Annotated in this window: 21 protein-coding genes and 2 pseudogenes; 5 read left to right on the forward strand and 18 right to left on the reverse strand. The window is 68.5% G+C overall.

The window, feature by feature from the left end; genetic code table 11:
• The first annotated feature begins 59 nt into the window (after positions 1 to 59).
• Together AB5J53_RS03960 and AB5J53_RS03965 are read left to right on the forward strand one after the other, a co-directional pair.
• Entirely contained in the window at positions 60 to 692 is a 633-nt protein-coding gene (locus AB5J53_RS03960) for a TetR/AcrR family transcriptional regulator (protein WP_369244263.1), read from the forward strand.
• 482 nt (positions 693 to 1,174) lie between these two features.
• Entirely contained in the window at positions 1,175 to 1,921 is a 747-nt protein-coding gene (locus tag AB5J53_RS03965; RefSeq protein ID WP_369244264.1) for a phosphotransferase family protein, read from the forward strand.
• 167 nt (positions 1,922 to 2,088) lie between these two features.
• Here the strand turns inward: AB5J53_RS03965 and AB5J53_RS03970 are convergent, their stop codons facing one another.
• From AB5J53_RS03970 to AB5J53_RS04015, 10 genes are all read right to left on the reverse strand, one after another.
• Complete coding sequence (locus tag AB5J53_RS03970) at positions 2,089 to 3,048, reverse strand: DUF1152 domain-containing protein (protein ID WP_369244265.1); 960 nt, start codon at positions 3,046 to 3,048, stop codon at positions 2,089 to 2,091.
• Between the two features lie 283 nt (positions 3,049 to 3,331).
• Positions 3,332 to 3,874, reverse strand: a complete 543-nt coding sequence (locus tag AB5J53_RS03975) for a hypothetical protein (RefSeq protein ID WP_369244266.1) — start codon at positions 3,872 to 3,874, stop codon at positions 3,332 to 3,334.
• Between the two features lie 354 nt (positions 3,875 to 4,228).
• Positions 4,229 to 4,993: a transposase family protein gene (locus tag AB5J53_RS03980; RefSeq protein WP_369244267.1), complete on the reverse strand. Its 765-nt coding sequence runs from the start codon at positions 4,991 to 4,993 to the stop codon at positions 4,229 to 4,231.
• Between the two features lie 118 nt (positions 4,994 to 5,111).
• On the reverse strand, positions 5,112 to 6,359 hold the full coding sequence (locus AB5J53_RS03985) for an LAETG motif-containing sortase-dependent surface protein (RefSeq protein WP_369244268.1): 1,248 nt from the start codon (positions 6,357 to 6,359) through the stop codon (positions 5,112 to 5,114).
• Between the two features lie 231 nt (positions 6,360 to 6,590).
• Positions 6,591 to 7,619, reverse strand: coding sequence for a pentalenene synthase (locus tag AB5J53_RS03990; RefSeq protein ID WP_369244269.1), 1,029 nt, complete (start codon positions 7,617 to 7,619; stop codon positions 6,591 to 6,593).
• 162 nt (positions 7,620 to 7,781) lie between these two features.
• Positions 7,782 to 8,357, reverse strand: coding sequence for a hypothetical protein (locus AB5J53_RS03995; protein WP_369252939.1), 576 nt, complete (start codon positions 8,355 to 8,357; stop codon positions 7,782 to 7,784).
• A gap of 99 nt (positions 8,358 to 8,456) precedes the next feature.
• The gene (locus tag AB5J53_RS04000) at positions 8,457 to 9,035 is read right to left on the reverse strand and encodes a dihydrofolate reductase family protein (protein WP_369244270.1); all 579 of its coding nucleotides are present in this window, start codon (positions 9,033 to 9,035) and stop codon (positions 8,457 to 8,459) included.
• A 136-nt stretch (positions 9,036 to 9,171) separates the two neighbouring features.
• On the reverse strand, positions 9,172 to 9,924 hold the full coding sequence (locus tag AB5J53_RS04005) for a hypothetical protein (protein WP_369244271.1): 753 nt from the start codon (positions 9,922 to 9,924) through the stop codon (positions 9,172 to 9,174).
• Between the two features lie 326 nt (positions 9,925 to 10,250).
• Positions 10,251 to 10,433, reverse strand: coding sequence for a hypothetical protein (locus tag AB5J53_RS04010; protein WP_369244272.1), 183 nt, complete (start codon positions 10,431 to 10,433; stop codon positions 10,251 to 10,253).
• A gap of 3 nt (positions 10,434 to 10,436) precedes the next feature.
• Entirely contained in the window at positions 10,437 to 10,994 is a 558-nt protein-coding gene (locus tag AB5J53_RS04015) for a hypothetical protein (protein WP_369244273.1), read from the reverse strand.
• A gap of 233 nt (positions 10,995 to 11,227) precedes the next feature.
• On the opposite strand from AB5J53_RS04015, the gene AB5J53_RS04020 reads away from it, so the two are divergent.
• Positions 11,228 to 11,911, forward strand: coding sequence for a TetR/AcrR family transcriptional regulator (locus AB5J53_RS04020; RefSeq protein WP_369244274.1), 684 nt, complete (start codon positions 11,228 to 11,230; stop codon positions 11,909 to 11,911).
• A 267-nt stretch (positions 11,912 to 12,178) separates the two neighbouring features.
• Here the strand turns inward: AB5J53_RS04020 and AB5J53_RS04025 are convergent, their stop codons facing one another.
• Positions 12,179 to 12,355, reverse strand: a complete 177-nt coding sequence (locus AB5J53_RS04025; protein ID WP_369244275.1) for a transposase — start codon at positions 12,353 to 12,355, stop codon at positions 12,179 to 12,181.
• A 123-nt stretch (positions 12,356 to 12,478) separates the two neighbouring features.
• Positions 12,479 to 12,754, reverse strand: a complete 276-nt coding sequence (locus AB5J53_RS04030; RefSeq protein ID WP_369244276.1) for a hypothetical protein — start codon at positions 12,752 to 12,754, stop codon at positions 12,479 to 12,481.
• A 135-nt stretch (positions 12,755 to 12,889) separates the two neighbouring features.
• On the opposite strand from AB5J53_RS04030, the pseudogene AB5J53_RS04035 reads away from it, so the two are divergent.
• A pseudogene (locus tag AB5J53_RS04035) lies at positions 12,890 to 12,994 on the forward strand (IS5/IS1182 family transposase); the annotation flags it as partial.
• Between the two features lie 104 nt (positions 12,995 to 13,098).
• Here the strand turns inward: AB5J53_RS04035 and AB5J53_RS04040 are convergent.
• From AB5J53_RS04040 to AB5J53_RS04050, 3 genes and pseudogenes are all read right to left on the reverse strand, one after another.
• Entirely contained in the window at positions 13,099 to 13,941 is an 843-nt protein-coding gene (locus AB5J53_RS04040) for a hypothetical protein (protein WP_369244277.1), read from the reverse strand.
• A gap of 200 nt (positions 13,942 to 14,141) precedes the next feature.
• Complete coding sequence (locus AB5J53_RS04045) at positions 14,142 to 14,267, reverse strand: hypothetical protein (RefSeq protein WP_369244278.1); 126 nt, start codon at positions 14,265 to 14,267, stop codon at positions 14,142 to 14,144.
• Positions 14,254 to 14,471 (reverse strand): annotated as a pseudogene (locus AB5J53_RS04050) (XRE family transcriptional regulator); the annotation flags it as partial. The gene AB5J53_RS04045 and the pseudogene AB5J53_RS04050, both read right to left, overlap by 14 nt.
• A gap of 349 nt (positions 14,472 to 14,820) precedes the next feature.
• On the opposite strand from AB5J53_RS04050, the gene AB5J53_RS04055 reads away from it, so the two are divergent.
• Positions 14,821 to 15,387, forward strand: a complete 567-nt coding sequence (locus AB5J53_RS04055; protein WP_369244279.1) for a dihydrofolate reductase family protein — start codon at positions 14,821 to 14,823, stop codon at positions 15,385 to 15,387.
• 427 nt (positions 15,388 to 15,814) lie between these two features.
• On the opposite strand, the gene AB5J53_RS04060 is transcribed toward AB5J53_RS04055, so the two are convergent.
• The 3 genes from AB5J53_RS04060 to AB5J53_RS04070 form a co-directional block, all read right to left on the reverse strand.
• Complete coding sequence (locus tag AB5J53_RS04060) at positions 15,815 to 16,528, reverse strand: hypothetical protein (protein ID WP_369244280.1); 714 nt, start codon at positions 16,526 to 16,528, stop codon at positions 15,815 to 15,817.
• Positions 16,525 to 17,076: a SigE family RNA polymerase sigma factor gene (locus AB5J53_RS04065; protein ID WP_369244281.1), complete on the reverse strand. Its 552-nt coding sequence runs from the start codon at positions 17,074 to 17,076 to the stop codon at positions 16,525 to 16,527. Before AB5J53_RS04065 ends, AB5J53_RS04060 begins: the two co-directional genes overlap by 4 nt.
• A gap of 230 nt (positions 17,077 to 17,306) precedes the next feature.
• On the reverse strand, positions 17,307 to 17,729 hold the full coding sequence (locus AB5J53_RS04070; RefSeq protein ID WP_369244282.1) for a class I SAM-dependent methyltransferase: 423 nt from the start codon (positions 17,727 to 17,729) through the stop codon (positions 17,307 to 17,309).
• Positions 17,730 to 17,803 lie beyond the last annotated feature (74 nt).

Here is a 17,803-nt window from a genome sequence, read left to right on the forward strand (position 1 = left end):
CCTTGACTGCCCCCCTGCCGACGATAGACGTAGTAGCCGTTACGTGAAAAAGTTGGGCCGTGGGCAGACGACCGCAACCGCACATCAAGGAAAGGCTGCTGGATGCCTGCGCTGATCACGCCCTCGCGCACGGCCTCCCCGACCGGCTCGAGCCCTTGGCCACCGCCACCGGCACCTCAGCCCGCATGCTGATTTATCACTTCGGCACCCGCGACGCCCTGCTACGGGCAGTCCTCGGGCACGCGCGGCAACGTCAGCTCGACACATTCGGCGACCTCCTGCGGGTGCGACCAGACGAGCCGTACACGGCCACCCTGAACCGCGCCTGGACCTCCATCACCGGCCCGGACGGGCAGCCGTACCTGCGGATGTTCGGTCAGCTGCGCGAGAGTGCAGAGCAGCAGTTGTGGCCCAACTTCCGACGCACCGCGACGACCGACTGGCTCGGGCCGCTCGAGGACGGCCTGCGCAGCATCGGTCGGCCGGATCTCGCGACGCTCGTTCTCGCTGTCATCCGTGGTCTCCTCATGGACCTCGACGCCACCGGCGACACCACCCGCACCGACCGGGCCTTCCGCGACTTCCTCGGCGCAGTCGAGCACCTGTCCAGCGGCTACCGCTCAAGCGCTTACCGCTCCCAGGAGCGCGCCAGCAGCAGCACGACCAGCACCGACACGGCGTCGGGCACATAGTGCCGCGTCGCCCACCTATCGCCGAAGGTCACAGGCTCGACTCTTGGCTCGCAATCAAGAAGCAGCGTTCCCGCAGCGGGATCGCCTTGCGGACGTGGGGGGTGCGATTCGAAAACCGCCTGCTCCATCCCCACCCCCCAACGGAGACGAGGTTGACGACCAGCTCACTGGCCCGAAGTCCCGCCCCCATCAACTTCCCTTAAGACGGATCTCCTTACTTATCCGGTGCGACCTCGTGTCGCGCACTGAGTTCCCCAGTTGGCCTTACGTTTCGGGGACCGGCTGGGGTCGCGCCCTTCGTACGGTTGAGCAGCCCTGGGGTGTTGAGTGGCTTTTCGGCCTCCTAACAAAGTGGTGGACTTGACCTGGCCAGAGGTCGGTGTCGTGCACGAGGCCGCCGGGTATCGGGACGCGGTCAGCCGCGTAATCGCACGCGATAAACCCGGCGACGTCGGCGATCATCCCCGGGATACTGGTCGCCCATGGATGAGGTCAAAGTCGTCGTCGCCCATTCCGAGCGCGCGACCCTGCGCGTCGGTGACGTGTTCCTGAAGGTGGACGCCGATCAGGCGCGCATCGACGTCGAGGTCGAGGCGATGTCCCTCGCGCCGGTCCCGACCCCGGAGGTCCTGTGGCGCAAGCCGCCCGTGCTCGCGATCGCCGCACTCCCGGGGACGACGCTTGGGCGCCTCGGCGGGCCGTCGACCGGGTCGCCGGCGGCGTGGGCCGCGGCGGGCGCCGCCATCCGGAAGCTGCACGACGCGCCGCTGCCGCCCCGGCCCGGCCGGGCCGGCCGGAGCATCGTCGCGCTGGCGGCGGAACTCGACGCCGAGTGCGAGTCGCTCGTGACGAACGGCCTCCTGCCCGCTGACCTGGTCACCCGCAACCGCCAGGTCGCCGAGGCCGCGCTCCGGCCGTGGACTCCGGCGTTCACGCACGGAGACCTGCAGATCGCGCACGTCTTCGTCGACGGCGACGAGGTCACGGGCATCATCGACTGGTCCGAGGCGGGCCAGGGTGATGCCCTGTACGACCTCGCCACCTTCACGCTCGGACACGAGGAGCACCTCGACGACCTCGTCGCCGGATATGGCACCGACATCGACCTCGACGTGATCCACGCGTGGTGGTCGTTGCGAAGCCTGCTGGCAGTTCGCTGGCTGATCGAGCACGGCTTCGACCCCTTCGCGCCGGGCTGTGAGGTCGACGTGCTGAGATCCCGGATGTGAGGCTGCGCGGGCCCGACTGCTACGCATGCGTTCTGACGCATCGAGCAGGCCATCCCCTGGGGCGCATCGCCTGCCCTTACAGCACCGCCCGCAGCTGGGTTTTGGTCAGTCGGGCGGCTTTGGCCGGGATGGGTGCGGCTGCCAGCAGCGCACAGTCGACCTCGTCACTAGTGCGGGAAGCGGCGGGGTGGGCGAGCGACTATGGATTCGCGGAACTCGGCAATCCGTGAATGGACTTGGCGCATCAGGTGGGTGTCCTCGATCCGATCCAGGTAGAGGCAGCGGGCTGCCAGGCCCGGGAGGTCGAAGGCGAAGTACAGGGACATCAGCGGGTTCACGAACAACTCGCTGCCCCGGGTGCGGTCAGTGAACCGGACATCGCCCAACGAGCCGCGCACGGCTGCCGCGATCGAACCGTTCACGATGCTGGGGTACTCCGGGGTGTGGTGCTGAGCGTGCGTCACCGCGTCAAGGTAGAGAGCGCCCTCACGGGTGGCGCGCGGTATCGAGAACGCACCGAGGTACGCGCCGTCGCGCTCCAGCGCGGCGATATTCTCCAATACCTGCGTGTGGTTTACGCCGTGGTACGCGTCTACACCGAAGCCGACTGACACGACGAGCCGGGCCGGTATGCCGTCCAGCGCGGCCAGCGCCGCCACGCTCGTCAGGTCCTCCTCTGGAGTGCCGAGCCCGGCTTCATCGCCGCGCATCAGAATGTCCGTACCGCCGTCGACCAGCACGACAGCGTCGACGCCGTGCAGCTTGATCAGTGCTTGGTAGGCGGCGCGCAGCGGGCGCACCCCGGTCTGGGGGAAGGCGTACACGGTGAACGGGTAGCCGTGCTGGCGCAGCCACTGAGCGAGGGTGCGCTCCGGGAAGTAGCTCTGGTGCAAAGCGGAGTCGGGAGTGACGGCGGCCAGGTCGGGGGCGACCCAGTCATCGATCGGGAGACCGGCGAGTGAGCTGAAGGAGAGGTTCGCGAGATATACCTGCTTGCCCTGATGCAGGAGGGAGAGAGCCAACGGCAGGCCGGAGTAGATGTCGAAGCCGCCACCCGCGCCCGCGACAAGGATCCGTTCGGCATCGGCGAGCCGCGTGAAGAGTGGGTTGGAGTGGAGGGACGTCATGACGATCATTGTCCGGGGACCCGGCCCCGGGCGCTCCCGAGTTCTCGAAGCGACGACGGAGCCACGGAGTAACCGGAATCAAAACCTCCGACCCTCGACCGCCCAGAGTCAACCTGTTGCGGTGATGGCCCTGACTGGCGCCCGCTCATGAGGCGTCCGTAGCAATTCGTATTCAGGGACAGGGAGCCTTTTCCAACCTCAGTTCGTGCAGGCCAGATGCAGGGTGATGATGGCTCGGACGACGCGCGGCACCAGTTCGCGGCCGTCGGCCCTCCTAGCCATGTCAGTTCCCCCCGTCGTCTCCGCAGTTGTCGACGAGCTTGACCTGCGGCTCTCCGACCACCCGGCCGTGACGGGCTGGCGTCCGGTCGATGGAGACATCACCCCTGGTCAGTTCGCCGTTGACGCGAGCCCAGTGCGCACCGTTGCGGTCCTGGAACCCGATGCTTGCCTCCAGGAAGCCCACGCTGTCCTCGAAGTCCCCGAGGTCGATGCCATTGGCGTCAGCCTCCAACAGGGGCGGCCAATAGCCGTCCTCGTCCGCCGGATCATCCTCCACGTACCTCAGGGACTTCCCCTCGATGGTCAGGACCGAGTAGGGGGTCAGCGCAGGAAGGAACACCTGGAACGCCACGTCGCCAGGCGGATCTTGCGAGACCAGGAACACAATGTGCAAGTTCGACAAGGGGTCTGGTGACCTGTTCATCACGTGGAGGAGGCTCTCACCCTTCGGCCCTCCATCCGCCCAGAAGGACACGCGCGCAGCCTGCTCCCGCTGCTTCTCCTCTGCCTGCTCGCGGGATTGCGCCAACTGGTCAGCGGACACCCGGGCACTCCAGATCGTGCCGATGCCCGTGGTTACCAGGCCGCCCAGGCTCGCCACAATGGTGACGGCCGCGCCGAGGGTGAGGAGGTTCAGGCCACCCAGCCGAGTGCTGGCCTCGGGCTCGTCGGCTCGCTCTCGGGCCCGTACCCGCCTTGGGCCTGGCCTGTGCCGAGCCAGGCGCAATCTCGTCCGCCTCGGTGCTCCCCCGTCTGGCATGCGCGTCCCCTCCCCGCTGCCTCTGCAAAGAGCATGACGGGGAGGGATGGCGCCCGGGAAGAGCCGGGAAGGGGAGCGGATTCCCATCCTTGCGCGACGGGTCAGCAGCCATGCCGATGCAGTGCGCCCTTTTCAACCTCAAGATGATGCGAGGTGAAGTGCGAGTACCGCCTGGACGAGGCTGGTGATTCGGGTGGTGCTGCAGCGCAGTTTGCGAAGGAGGCGCCAGCTCTTGAGGGTGGCCATGGCCTGCTCGCCGACGGCCCGGATGCGGGCGTGGGCGATGTTCACGGCCTGTTGACCGGAGGGCAGGTTGCGGTGCTTGCCGCGGAAGGGGACCCGCACGGTGGCGCCGGCGCCTTGGTAGCCCTTGTCCGCCCAGCAGGGCAGGTCGGCCTCGGCCAGGGCGTCGATGATTCCATGGGTGCGAGCGGCCTTGATGTCGTGCACGGCGCCGGGCAGCGCGGCGGAGGCCCACAGCAGGCGGCCGAACGGATCGGTGAGGACTTGGATGTTCATGCCGTACTTCTTGTGCTTGCCGCTGTAGAAGGGCCGGTCCGCGGCGATCCGGTCGATGGGCAGCAGGGTGCCGTCGAGGATGACGTACGCCTTCGTCGTCGCGGCGCGGACCGCCTCCGCCAGGGTGGGCGCGAGGGCGGCGAGCAACTCGACCGCCTCGACGACGTACCGGTAGGCGGTGGTGGTGGTGCCGACGCCGAACCCGGCCGCAAGCTGTGCGTAGGTGTGCCCGCACCGCAGGTGAGCGAGGGCAAGCTGGGCCTGACGTCCTGGGGTCAGACGCCGCCATCGGGTCCCGCGCTCGTGGCGCCGTGTGCGCAGCTGGGCGGACAGCAGACGCAAGGTCGAGGAGGCGACGTCGACGCCGGACGGGTAGACAAGCACATGAAGCCCCTGGTGGAGACGGTTCTCTTGGCAGAAAACCCATCTACCAGGGGCTTCGCCGTCCTGTCAGGCCAACGGGCAAACGCTCTACGGAGGTTGGAAAAGGCTCAGGGAGTCCTCAGGAGGACTTGGCGGTCGCGCGACGGTGGCGTACGGCCAGGACCAGGCCACCGCCGAGGGCAACCGTGGCGGCCGCGGCGCCGGCGATGAGCGGGGTGCCGTCGGAACCGGTGCTCGCCAGGTTGCCGTCGACGGAACCGGTGGTGGAGCCGCCCGTCGAGGTTCCGGCCGACGTGGAGCCGGTGCTGCCCGTGCTGCCGGAGCCGCCGGTGGACTGACCCTCGGGATCGTTGCCGTCGCTGCCCGTGGTGGAGCCGCCGTCAGTCGAGCCGCCGGTGGAGGCGCCGCCGGAGGTGGCGGATCCGGGCTCGTTGTCGGTGGGGATGGCGATGCGGATCTGGGCCTTGTCGTTGGCGGGGTTCTTGTCGAAGGCCGGGTGGATGTCGTAGACAGAGGTCGCCTTCACCTCGCCGGTGGTGGTCTGTGCGTCGTCCTCGATGGCCAGCATGAAGGTGAAGGAGAGGGACTCGCCGACGTCGATGGTGTGGTCGGCGGGCCAGCAGACATACTTGGACTTGCCCGGCGTCCCCCCGGGCCCGGACGGGCCGTCGATCCCGAACGGCGCGCACTCTTGGGGGACTTCAGTGGCGACCGTCTCCTTCGGTATCTGCACCATGAGCGCCGTCTGGTCGTCGCTCTCCTGGTTCTGGATCCAGCCGGGGCCGTCGTTGCGGAGCTTCACCGTGACGGACTGCCTGTCGCCCGCGAGGGCTTCGGTGTCGTCACCGACGGCGACGAGGTCGGCCGAGCTGTCGGCGGTCAGGGTCAGCCGTCGGTGACTGTCGCTGAACCCCTCGCCCGGAGCCTCACCGGTAGCCGAGGTGCCGTACTGGACGGCCTCCATCAGCGCGTTGGGCAGTGCCTTGAACCGCACGGGCGTTTCGACGGAGGCGCCGGGCTCGATGACGGTGTCGAGCTCGCACAGAGCCTGCCTGACCTGGTCCTCGATGGTCGAGTAGGTGCAGCCCTGCACTGCCTCGGGGAAGTCGAGCCCTCGGGTCAGCCGGATCCGGAAGGTGACGCCGTCCGCGGCCGCGGTGCCCTTGTTGGTGATGACGACGGACTCGTCGTACACCTCGCCGGGCTTGGGAGACGTACTCGGCAGACTCGAGATCACCAGGGAGGGCTCGCCCTCCTCGGCATACGCCGAGGAGGCGGCGACCGCGGGAACGGCCGCGACGATCACGGCAGCGGCCACGAAGGCCGCCGACTTGCGGAGGTGCGGGGGGCGGATGCGCTGGCGCACGGATGGGTCTCCTCGTCGAAACAGGAAGCACGGCGACCGGAGGTTTGCCATCCGGTCATGTCCTGGACACCTGGAGGGTGCCGAGAGTTGTGCCGCTGTTTGAGGAGAGGGAGAGGAGGGATTGGGGGTAAGGGGAAGAGATGGAGGCCGTGGTGGCGGGAATCTAACCCACGTGACTCGCTTTGCAGGTGCGTCCGGGTCCCTTGCCTGCCCGCCATGCGGTGTGGATCGTCAGGTCGCGTAGCGGCCAGAGGTGTGTTCCCACTCGTTGTCGCCGGCGAGGAGGTCATGGAGGCCGGTGATGTAGCGACGCAGCGCGATGCGCCCGGTCGTGGTGAGGACGTCGTCGAGATCGGGTGCCTGGGTTTCCAGGCGTAGGAAGCGGGCGTAGCGCTCGTGGGTCATCTCGCGGAGTCGTTCGATAGCTTGGTGGCGGGTGCAGCCGTGTTGGTCTTCCAGGATGAGGAGGAGGTTGTTGACCCGGTCGCCTTGGGCTTCTTCTTTCTCGGCGGAGACAAGGTCGTTGGTGATGCTGATGATTTCGGCGGTGAGCCGGCGCAGTTCGGACAGGAGCGGGCTCTGCCAAGCCTGGTCGGGCACTTCGAAGCCGCTGAGGCACTCGATCAGGTCGCTGAGCGGGCCGCTCGACGTGGTGACCGCCCGCCGACGCAGACAGCCTTCGACGTCCTGCGTGCGGGCGTGACGGCGGTCGACGACCTCGGCGAGCTGTCGGCTTAAGTACTGCCGCCAGTGCTGGGCCGCACGCTGACGCCACTGGGTCGACATGCCGCGGCAGGAGCGCCACCACAGATCGGCGAAGCCGGCGACCACCGGCGAGGGAGCAGGCAGCGGGGCGCCTTCGGGCAAGTCCAGGATCGTGGTGAGCTCGCCGCACAGCTGTGCGGCGGCCTGGGAATCGCGGGCGAGGTCGCCGTCAAACTGATCATCGAAGGGGGCGAAGTACCAGCCCATCAACTGCGCTGCCAGTTCAACGCCCTCCGGTGTGCCGTCCGGATAGAACCACGCCGCGCACTCGGCCAGCTTCCAGTGCCGGAACTGGGCGACATTGGCCTCAAAATCCCGCGTCAGACCGAAGTCCTCCATCCACTCCAGGGCGCTCTCCCGGGCGCGTTCCCGGAAGGGGCTTTCCCTCAACGGCCAGGGACAGCCGAAATTCACCTCGCGCGGACTCTGACCGGCACAGCGGATCCGAGCGGAGGACGTGCCCGGCCCGGAAGGCCCGGCCAGCACCCGGGTCATAGCGGCGGCGCACCCCTGACCATCAGTCAGGGACCGCACCGCGGGGGCATACGAACTCGTCACAGCAACTCCCGGCCGCTGACGGCCGCCCCGCAGGTGGCGGCCTGACATGCTCACCGTGCCAGGTCAGCACGCGCGACACCCCGCAGCCGTCCCGCAAATTCACCCTCCGGGGGACCCGCTTCCCTGGCTTCCCAGGCCGTTGGCAGTGCGGGCCCGCACTGCCAACGGCGGCCACCCAGCGGGCAGCGGTGCGGCATCGCGGGCGTCGAGCATGCCGGCGAACTGGCCGGCCAAGTCGTGGGTGTGGCGGAGTTCCGGGCAGTGTTTGAGGAGCCGCTGCAGGCGCTGCGCGGTCTGCGTGCCGTGCCGGTCGGGTGCGGTGACGATCCAGCGCGCGGCCTCACGTGGGGAGGGCGGACGTTCGCGCGGCTCATCCAGAGGCAGGCCGTGCGGCAGGGGCGCTACGGCCATTTTCACGCGCTGGTAGTGGCCCAGGTAGCCCTTGGCCAGGAGTTCCTGGTGAAGGATCTTGGCGCCGTGTTCGCCTTCGGCCCAGCGTTGTTGCAGGTAGTCGAGGTAGGGGTGCAGGGTGGGCGGGGCGGGCGGCACATGTCCGCACAAGCCCGCTGGCGCGCGGTCAACGCACCCCACCTGGTCGCCCTGTTCCGCGCTGGCGCGACGTTCGAGGACGGCCAGTTCGTCGAACGACCCGAAGAACCGGGAGGCGATCAGCAAGCCGCGTGACCAGGGCGGCCATGAGACCGGTCGGCATGTCGGTCAGAGGGAACTTCCGGCAGGTTCGTCTGCTCGACGGGGTGGGGTGTATGGATGGACTCAGACATGCAGGGTGGGCCGGTAGATGAGCTCTTGGATGTGTCCGTCGAGCGTCCGGCACTCGATCAGCTCGAGGTCGAAGTCGGCCGCACCCTGGAAGATCGGGTCCAGCCCGCTCTGACCGGTGATCACAGGGAAGAGCGTCACCTGGACGCGGTCGACCAGACCGGCGGCCATCAGCGCCCGGTTCATCGACAGGCTGCCGTGCGAGCGCAACGGTACCTCGGACTCCTCCTTGAGCCGAGCGACGACGTCGACGGCATCGCCGCTCACGACGTTCGCATCCGGCCAGTCGAGGGATCCTTCCAGTGTGGTCGACACCACCGTTGCCGGCAGGCTCCTCATCCGTGTGACCCATGGGTCACACACCTCGGACTCCTCAGTGCTCGAGGCCAGCATCCGCGCGAACGCCCGATACGTGTTGGCCCCGAAGACCATCCGCTGCTCCTCGCCGTACAGGGCGAGACGGTGGTCGAGGAGCTCGGGGCCTTGCTTCCCCCAGTAGCCGGTCCAGTTGCCGCCGGCAGCGCCGAAGCCGTCGAGGCTGGAAAAGACGTCGAATGTGTAGGTAGCGGTCATGATGCTCTCCTCCAGTGCGGTTGAACGCGTGTTGGGAATACAGACTGGCAACCACGGCGAGACTCATCGCCCTTGGACTCCTGGAGTCCGGCCGCGCCCCGGATGCGGGGCTTTACCACAGCCAAGAAGGTGGAGGTCAGCGTGATCGGCGGCACGGCGGGCGAGAAGAAGAGCGTGACACGCCGATCCACAGGTCTTGACTATTGCTCGCCGACGAAGGCGAGGAAGTGTTCGGCTTTGCGTTCGTAGCGGCGGTGGAGCCTTCGACAGCCGTCCCAAGGCAGCACGCCGGGCGACCCAGCCTGGAGCGAGGACGCAACGGCCTCGGGGCAGACCCGCCGCCCGTGATGCGGCCCAGCACGGTACGGAAGCGTTCCCGCCCCGCTGTGACGCTCGCGTCCCACAACCCCTCGGCATCGCCGGACACCGAGAGGAACTGCAGCCGCTGCTCCTGGGCGCGGAAGCCGGCACCCGTCACGTTCTGGTCCAGCATCCCCATCGCGGTGAGCGCCGCATGGCCGCAGGACACCGCATCATCGGCGTTCCCGGAGCCGTTGGCCAGCAGGGCGTACCGCAGGACCAGGGCGGCGAAGAATGCGTAGGTGTCGGCGTCGTCGGTGATCCCCTCTTCGCCCGGCTGAAACTCGGGGAACCACTCCAACATGCTTACGCGCTCGGCAGCATCGGAGAGCGGACGGTCGGCCTGCCAGAGGTCGCGTACGGACTCCGCAGAGAAGTCCAGGTCGACTTCCCGTCCCGCCGTGCCCGCCCGCGGACCCATGAACAGTGGCGCCATGCGTTCGGCACAGGCGGCCACGTAGAGACGGATCGTCTCGCCGTCCTTGCCGCGAAGTGCCTCCGCGACGGCCTCTTCCAGCAGCGTCACCACGCCCACGCCTCTCCTTCCCGCGCCAGTCCGTAGGGACCTGCTCCAGCTTCGAAATCTGCTGCTCGATACCTGTCCACGGACCGGCCTCATCGTCGACCTCCCCCTGCAACCAGCCCAGTCCCTCGGGGGTGTGCCCCAACCTGGAGGTGCCTCGTTCCTGGACCCCGTCCTGGCGACGTCCCTTACCTGTGGGGCACGGCGGCGTGCTCGCAGGAGTGACTCACATTCCAGCGCTCGGGAGGTGGCTGGAATTACGACGCCTCTCTTGTGGTGCGCCACTCAGGCCGTCCTCCCGGCGCTGAGCGCGGTTGCGGCCATCATCGCGCTCAGTGGCCGCCAAGTAGAGCGATCGAGTGGTCCCGGTCCGTCGGCGGCCCCCAGATCCCCGGCCCGGCCGGCCTCATGGCGCCGATCGCCATCCGCCGCACCAGCCTGTCGCCGAGCCGGACCTTGTCGGGCACGTCCCGACTCGCGCGCCACGTCTGGTCACCGCGATCCTTGGTCGACACGGGTCAGCCCCTGGGGGTCGAGCGGGACAGGCGGATCGCCGAGACGAGGAAGAAGATCCCTCCGAGCGTGGCGTAGCCGGCGAGGGTGGTCAGCGAGGGGTCATCCTGTGAGGCGCTTTTGATGAAGGACGCGCCGGCCAGTACCGAGATGCCGCCGCTGACGATCATGGCCCATTGGCCGCCCATCGGCCGGCGCGCGATACCTACGAGGAGCTGGATCAGGCCGGAGACGATCGCCCACGCGCCCCAGACGCGCAGCACGTCGGCGACACCCGAGGCACTGGCGACCGCTACGCCGACGGCGGCGAGCGTGCTGATGGCCATGTTGGCGTACAGGCCCTTGACCGGCCCGCCGGCGCGCGCCGACCTGAAGTCGACGACGGCCGCGACCACGTCGAAGGCGGGATAGAGGAACAGCAGCAGCTTGGCCCCGGTGGTGAGGTCGGAGCCGGACACCAGCAGGAGCGCCGCCCACACGGCGGCGAAGAAGAAGCGGATGACGTACAGCCGGCGCAGGGCGGGCGTGGCGCCGACGTGCTCGGCGGAGGCGACGGATGCCATGGGGTTCTCCAGTGAGTGCGGGAAAGGGGTACGGGACGGGTTCGGCCGCCCGGGCCGGGACAGGCGGGCTTCCCCGGCCCGGGCGGCAGGATGCCTCAGCGGGTGAAAACCTCACCTCGAAGCAGAGAGAACGATCTCTCTTGTCTGCAGCCTGGCACACCCCTCCCCGTAAAACAAGAGAGAACGTTCTACATTGACATAGAGAGATCGTTCTATCTGCTACGGTGGGCGATATGACACAGACGGAAGCCGGCACCGGCAGGCGAGTCTCCGAGGCCCGAGAGCGGCTCCTGAGGACCGCCGGGCAGCTCTTCTACACCGAGGGCATCCACACGGTGGGCGTCGACCGCCTGGTCGCCGAGTCGAAGGTCACCAACGCCACCTTCTACCGCCACTTCCGCAGCAAAGAAGACCTGGCCGTCGCCTACATCGGAAGCGTCGACCAGGCGATCCGCACCCAGATCGGCGCCCTGATGGCCACGGACACGCCGACCGACGGCATCCTGCGGGGCATCGGTGCGTCCCTGGTCGAGCAGATCCGCTCGCCCGGCTACCGCGGATGCGCCTTCCTCAACGCGGCAGCGGAATTCCCCGCCCCCGACCACCCGGTCCACCGGGCCGTCGTGCAACACCGCGAGTGGTTCCTGCAGACGATCACCGGACTGTTCACCGAGATCACGGACGCGTCGGCCGAGTACGCCGGGCGGCACTTCGTCATGCTCCGCGACGGCGCGATGAGTGCCGGCTACCTCGGCGACCCCGTCCTGGCCGGCGAGACCCTGCTGCGCGGCATCGACGGACTGCTGCGGGTACACACCGCCCGTGGGCTCGAGGAGGGCGCCGCCCCCACGCCCGGCCAGGCACTTTCGACGGCCACGACGGTCCCCGACATCGAGTGCTCGCCGCCCGGCGCGTAGCCGCGGTCGGGGCGAGACCGGCCACGTTCAGCGCCGGGGGCCGGGGCGCGGTCAGCTGCCATCCGCGACGGCGAGCGGTGACGGCCCGTCGGCCGGTTGCCGGTGACCCTCCCGTGGCCCCCGCCTGCATCACAGCTTCGCCGGTGAGGACGTGAGGCAGCGTCCTCAGCGAGTCGACGTGAGCGTGGGCAACCGGGCGACGACCGACACGATCCGGGGCCGTGTGACTGAGCGCCTCACTTGGTTGTGACCGCGCTTCCGTGATGGCTACGGCTGGAGGAGGATGCGGGCTCTGAGCAGGGTGAAGGAGGCTTGGCCGTACATCTGCCGTTTGATCGTCTTGATTCTGTTGACGTGTCCCTCAACGGCGCCGGAACTGTAGGACAGGGTGAGACCAGCAGTGGCGGCCGGCAGGTCCTGGCGGACGGAGCCGGCGAAGAACACCGATGGCCTCAGGGCCGCTCACCTCGGCTTTCTGGTTCCAGTCCCGGAGTCGGTGCTCCTGCCGGTGGCGGAACCCTGGCGTCAGCAAGTTCACCCGCGCTGCCCACAGCCTCGACGCCCCGTTCAGCCTCTCAGCCCGCGCTTGAAAGCGGCCCTCAGCGAGAACCGCTGCGAATTGTGCGTGAGATCGATTTCGGACGTGTCGACTCTCAGCTCCGCCGCGCTGAAGTTGTCGAGCTTCTGCATCTCACTGAGCAAGCTATCTGCCGCCGCAGCCCCTGCTTCACCGCAGTAAGAGTCCCAGCCCTCCAGCATGCCCAGCAGGTGCTCGATGTCGTCCGTGGGCCGGCCATCGCCGTAGGGGGCGCGGTCTACGTACTGCTGTGCGGCCTTCTTCAACCGGTCGATCGTGGGGCGAGAACGCTCAGCAGACACAAGCCGAGAAGCATGAACCGGGCCTGCCCAGTCGCTCAGATCATTACGCCAGCCGAACGCCGGGGCCTGCCGCCCGCCCGGGCGACGCCGTAAACCGGCGGCACGCTGGTCCCGGTCCGTGACCGGAGTGTGGCCGCGTCCAGCCGCAACTACCGGTTCTCCGCAGATGTGCAGGTCATCGTGGACGCCGACACCCGGCTGGTGACCGCGGCACCCCGTCCGGTGCCGGGCACCACGGCGGGTGCCGGGCACCACGGCGGGTGCCCACGCATGGCGCAGGTCCGGGCTGAGCCAGTACTGCGAGGGCGTCACGGTGTATCGGGTCGGGACTCATAGCGCAGGCTGTGGAAACGACCGTTCTCCTCCCGCCCGGCAGGGTCGCCGCCCAGCGCCCGTACCGCCGCGATCGCATACTGCCGTTCCCGCTCGTCAGCGAAGAGGCGCTGCGGATAGGTGCGGGAGACATCGACGGTGGTGCCTAGACCGTGCGCGGCCAATGTCCGGACGACCGGGTGGTACGACACCGTCCGCAGCACAAACGCGCTGACCCACACCGGTCTCCGGGCACCGTCCAGCAGTGCCGTGAACGTTCGGGCAGTGATATAGCTGCCGCCGCCTGTCAGAGTGATGAGGCCGACCTCGGCGAGCGCGCGCCTCAGCCTGGGGCTGGGTGAGCCCTGTTCCAGGTCGTCGGTGAAGGCGGCGTCCAGGAGCCCCACCTCGACCGCGTAGTGCACGGCGGGTGCCGCGACGTCCAGGCCGAACACCGGCACTGCGTCCGGTCGGCGCCGCTCGGCGTAGAACTCCTTGTCTCGCGCCGCGAGTTCCGTCGTCGACATCGCCTGGCAAGCAGGGGAGGTGTACCGCTCGTACATTTCCGCCAGCGTGACGTCGTGGTTGAGCAGCGCGGCATTGATCCCGTACGAGCAGCAGACGTCCAGCACTGCCGGCCTGTAGGGGCGGCCGTCGTCGAGCGCGGCGCGTTCGGTTGCGACCTGCCGGAAGACCGGCTGGGCGTGGTGCGGGATCTCGTACTCCAATGGGGCCAGCCGCCCGAAGTACGCGCGGGGGTCCGGCCGGTCGTAGATTTCGTCGAACCGCGCCTTGCCACCCGCAACGCCCTCGGTACCGCCCGAGCACGACCCGGCCATGCCGTACTCCTCCTCGCCGAACGCATCTGTACCTCCATCATGTCCCGCCTCCTGCACCCCGAGACGCGTGCCACACAGGGGGGCGCACAGATGCACTCGGTCGCCCTGCAGCACCAGGTCAACTTGACCCGGTCCTGAAGGACCGGGCTTGGAGGTAGGGCACCACTGGCTGTGGTGTGGCCTCCTCCGTCCAGACACCTTTATGGGGTGGCAGGGACGCGTGACTCACGCCCCGCAGTCCACGCAGCCTCGCCCTTGCGGGCGATGTTGTGGGAAGCGTTCCGGTCTGCGTGGGCAACGACCCCGCAGTTCGCGCACCGCCGCATCGATCCGGTCGACGATCGCCTTGGGCGGGTGCTTCCGCTCGCCGGTGCGGTAGCGCTCCACGGAGCGCTGGGTGATACCGAGTTCCTGAGCGACAGCCTTGGTCGTCTTCCGCTTCCCCAGCAGGAAGTTGATGCGGCCCTCGAGTGTCTTGGGGGCTCACGGGTGAAGACTTCTGCGCTGGCGCGCTCGACGGCCTCGTTGATGAGGGCGTCGTCGGCGCCAGCGTTGGCCGGGCGGATGCGGCGGACCCTGGGCTACTCCCCTTCGTCCGGGACGGCGTCGTGTAGGGTCTCGCCCCCTCGTGACATGTCGATCTTGCGTGACCTGGGCGTTCTTGGCTGTCTCACGGCCTTGTCACCCATGATCAGTCTCAAATCCGTGGCATTTCCTCGCGAGGGCGAGGTCGAGATCAGGCGGCTTGTCCGAGTCGGCCGAGTACACCACGCTGAGCCCCGAGCACGAGGGCTACCGGCGAGCCCAGATCGCGCACCGATGAGTTTCCCGCGCCGCGCTGGTCTATACGCCGGACACCCACGAACGGAAGGCTGAGCCGTGCGGAAACTGATCTACGGCATGAACCTGACCCTGGACGGCTACATCGCCGCGGCCGGCGACGACATCGGCTGGAGCGGACCGCCGAGCGACGAGCTGTTCCAGTGGTGGCTCGACCACGAGCAGGCGAGTGGCCTGTCGCTGTATGGGCGCAAGCTGTGGGAGACGATGAGCTCCTACTGGCCGACCGGCGACCAGCAGCCGGGCGCCACCCAGGCGGAGATCGAGTTCGCGCGGAACTGGCGGGACACGCCGAAGGTGGTGTTCTCCTCGACGATCGACAAGGTCGACTGGAACACCCGCCTGGTCACCGGCGACGCGATCGCCGAGATCACCCGGCTCAAGGCCGAGGACGGCGGCCCAATGAACATCGGCGGCGCAACGCTCGCCGGCGCGGCCATGCGCGCCGGGCTGATCGACGAGTACGCGATCGCCGCCCATCCGGTCCTGGTGGGCGGCGGCACGCCGTTCTTCACCGCGCTGGACAGCTGGGTGAACCTGAACCTGGTGGAGACGCGGACGTTTCCCGGCGGCGTGGTCCTGACCAGGTACGAGACGAGGCGCTGAGCAGCAGCACCCGCGCGCTAGTCTCACGGTGATGTCGTATACGACATCGGTACGACACGGCCCGTGAGATGACGACATCAGCCGCGAGACCCTACACGTCGCCGCCCTTGATGTGGCGGGAGGGGTTGTAGCCCTGCTCGATCAGGTCGACCGCCCAGGCCATCTCCTGGACGCCCTCCACCTTGCAGAAGCCCGGGTTCGCGCCGACCCGCGAGGTTCCGTCGACGGGGGTTCCGTCGCCGTTGGACGGAAGGAAGTCCAGCGCGGAGGGGCCGCGGCCGGCGTAGCGCCGGGAAGCTCGCCTGGCGCTACTACTCGCCGCGGGTGGAGTCGGTCTTCCAGAAGTCGGGTTTGCCCCGCGACATGGGGGGAGTCCGGGGAGTTGTGACCTGTACCTGCTATCAGTGCAGGTCACAGCGTATGCGGGTCACCTGCCGCTATCCAGCCGTAGGGCGAGGTCGTGGGCGGTGGCGCTGGTGAGGTCCCCGGCGAAGGCCCCGACGATTTCGAGACGGCCGCCGGTGATCGAGGAGGTCACGAAGGGGTTGCCCCAGAGCTTGCCGTCGATGACGATGGCGAATCCGTTGCGCGGGGACGGGGCCGCGGCGATGGAGCCGGTGAGGGCGGCGAAACGGGTCCGGTCGGCGGAGCTGAGGGTCACCTCGACCTGCCAGGTGCCGTCGATGCTGCTTTTCTCGGCCTTCGCGGAGGTGACACGGACGTCGGTCATGCCCCTGGCCCGGTCGGCGTGGACGCAGAACGCCGGGTGGGTCGCGCTCGCGTGCACGGTGTAGCCGCCGCTGCCACGGGTGCAGGCGTGCTCCGTGGACGAGGTGACCGGCAGGATGGAGATCAGGGCCACGTTCTCGGTGTTCCCAGTGCCCTCTGCGGCGGGCTGAACGCGGTGCGCGTGCTGGGTCGCGCCGTCCGCGACGGCCACCCAGGCGGTGGCAACCACGGCGGCGGCGATGCCGACCGCGGCGCGGGCCAGCCGCTGCCGCCGCCGGGCGACCTGCAATGCGCCGTCGGCCAGGCCGGCCAGATAGGGACCGGCGGCATTACCTCCGCTCTCCCGGACATGGGCGTGCAAGGCATCGTGCAGCAGCGTTTCGTGCAGCGGGTGTTCGGTCGAGTCGTTCATGCGATGACGCCCCTTCCGGAGGCAGTGGAGGAGGAGGCGGCCGACGGCCCTGCCTCGGCCAAGGCGGTGCGGAGGGAGGCGAGGGCCTTGTGGGTCTGGCTGCGGACCGTTCCTTGGTGGACGCCCAGAATCGCGGCGATCTCGGTGTCCGGCCGGTCCTCGAAGTAGCGCAGCACGATCACCGCGCGCTGGCGCTTGGGCAGCCGCCGCAGCGCGGCCATGATGTCCTGCCGCTGGACCACGGTGTCGGCCCAGTCGGCGCCCTGCGCGGATGGCTGGTCCGGCAGGGTGTCGGTGACCGTCTCCCGTCCCCAGCTGAGCAGTCGGAAGCGGTCCACCTGGGCGTGGTAGATCGCCCGGCGCACATAGATCTCCGGCTGCTGGCGGTCGCGCAGCTGCGACCAACGCCGAGCGGTGGAAGCAAGCGCGGTCTGGAGCAGGTCGCGGCCCTGCTCCCAGTCCCCGGTCAGCAGGTAGGCCGTGTGCAGCAGCGATCTCGACCGCGCCGCCACGAACTCGCGGAACTGGCGTTCCTCGTCGGCGTTCAATGTGCCCTCCCTCGTTCCCCCGTAAAGACGGGTACGGAACGGAGTTCGACTGCCCTGCCGGTCAGACTTTCTCGACCACGACGCTGCCAGCGGCCATCGGCTCTGTGACGACGAGTCTGGTGGTCGCCCGATCTGACCCGCTTCGTGAGCCGCCGTTTCGACGACCCGCACACGGTTGCCGACGTTGTCGCTGACGTCTTCGTCGCTGTCGTCGGCTCTGGCAACGCAGATCAGTTGCAGGCGCGGAACGAGCGGGCCTGGTTGTTCGGCGCCCATGTGGTCTTTGCGGAGTACTGGCACAAGCTCTCCCACAAGCAGGTCACTTTGGTCCAGGACGTAACACCATGCCTACTGGGCAGTTCGATTCGGCGGCGGGAGTCGACCGGGTTCCAACGCTCCCATGTGCAGGCCTTCGGATCGCGTGAGTCGAATACGACCCTGCCACCCGGAACGAGGGCGCGATACAGATCGCCGAGTGTGCGTGCCCATGCGTCGTCCTCGACGAGGAGCTGCGCGACGTTGCTGGTCATCACCGCCACGTCGAACGACGCATCAGGAAGACCTGTTGAGGTGCCTTCCACCCAGGTCACGCGCCCGGCTCCCGGCTTGCCGCGAGCCGCCTCAAGCGATGCCCGCGCCGGATCAACACCCATCACCACATTGCCTGCTGCCGCGATTCCAAGAGCGAGGCGGCTGCGTCGCGCCCCACCTTCCCCGGCTGGGATAC

Origin of the sequence: Streptomyces sp. R41 (assembly GCF_041053055.1) — a bacterium.
Classification (GTDB): Bacteria; Actinomycetota; Actinomycetes; order Streptomycetales; family Streptomycetaceae; genus Streptomyces.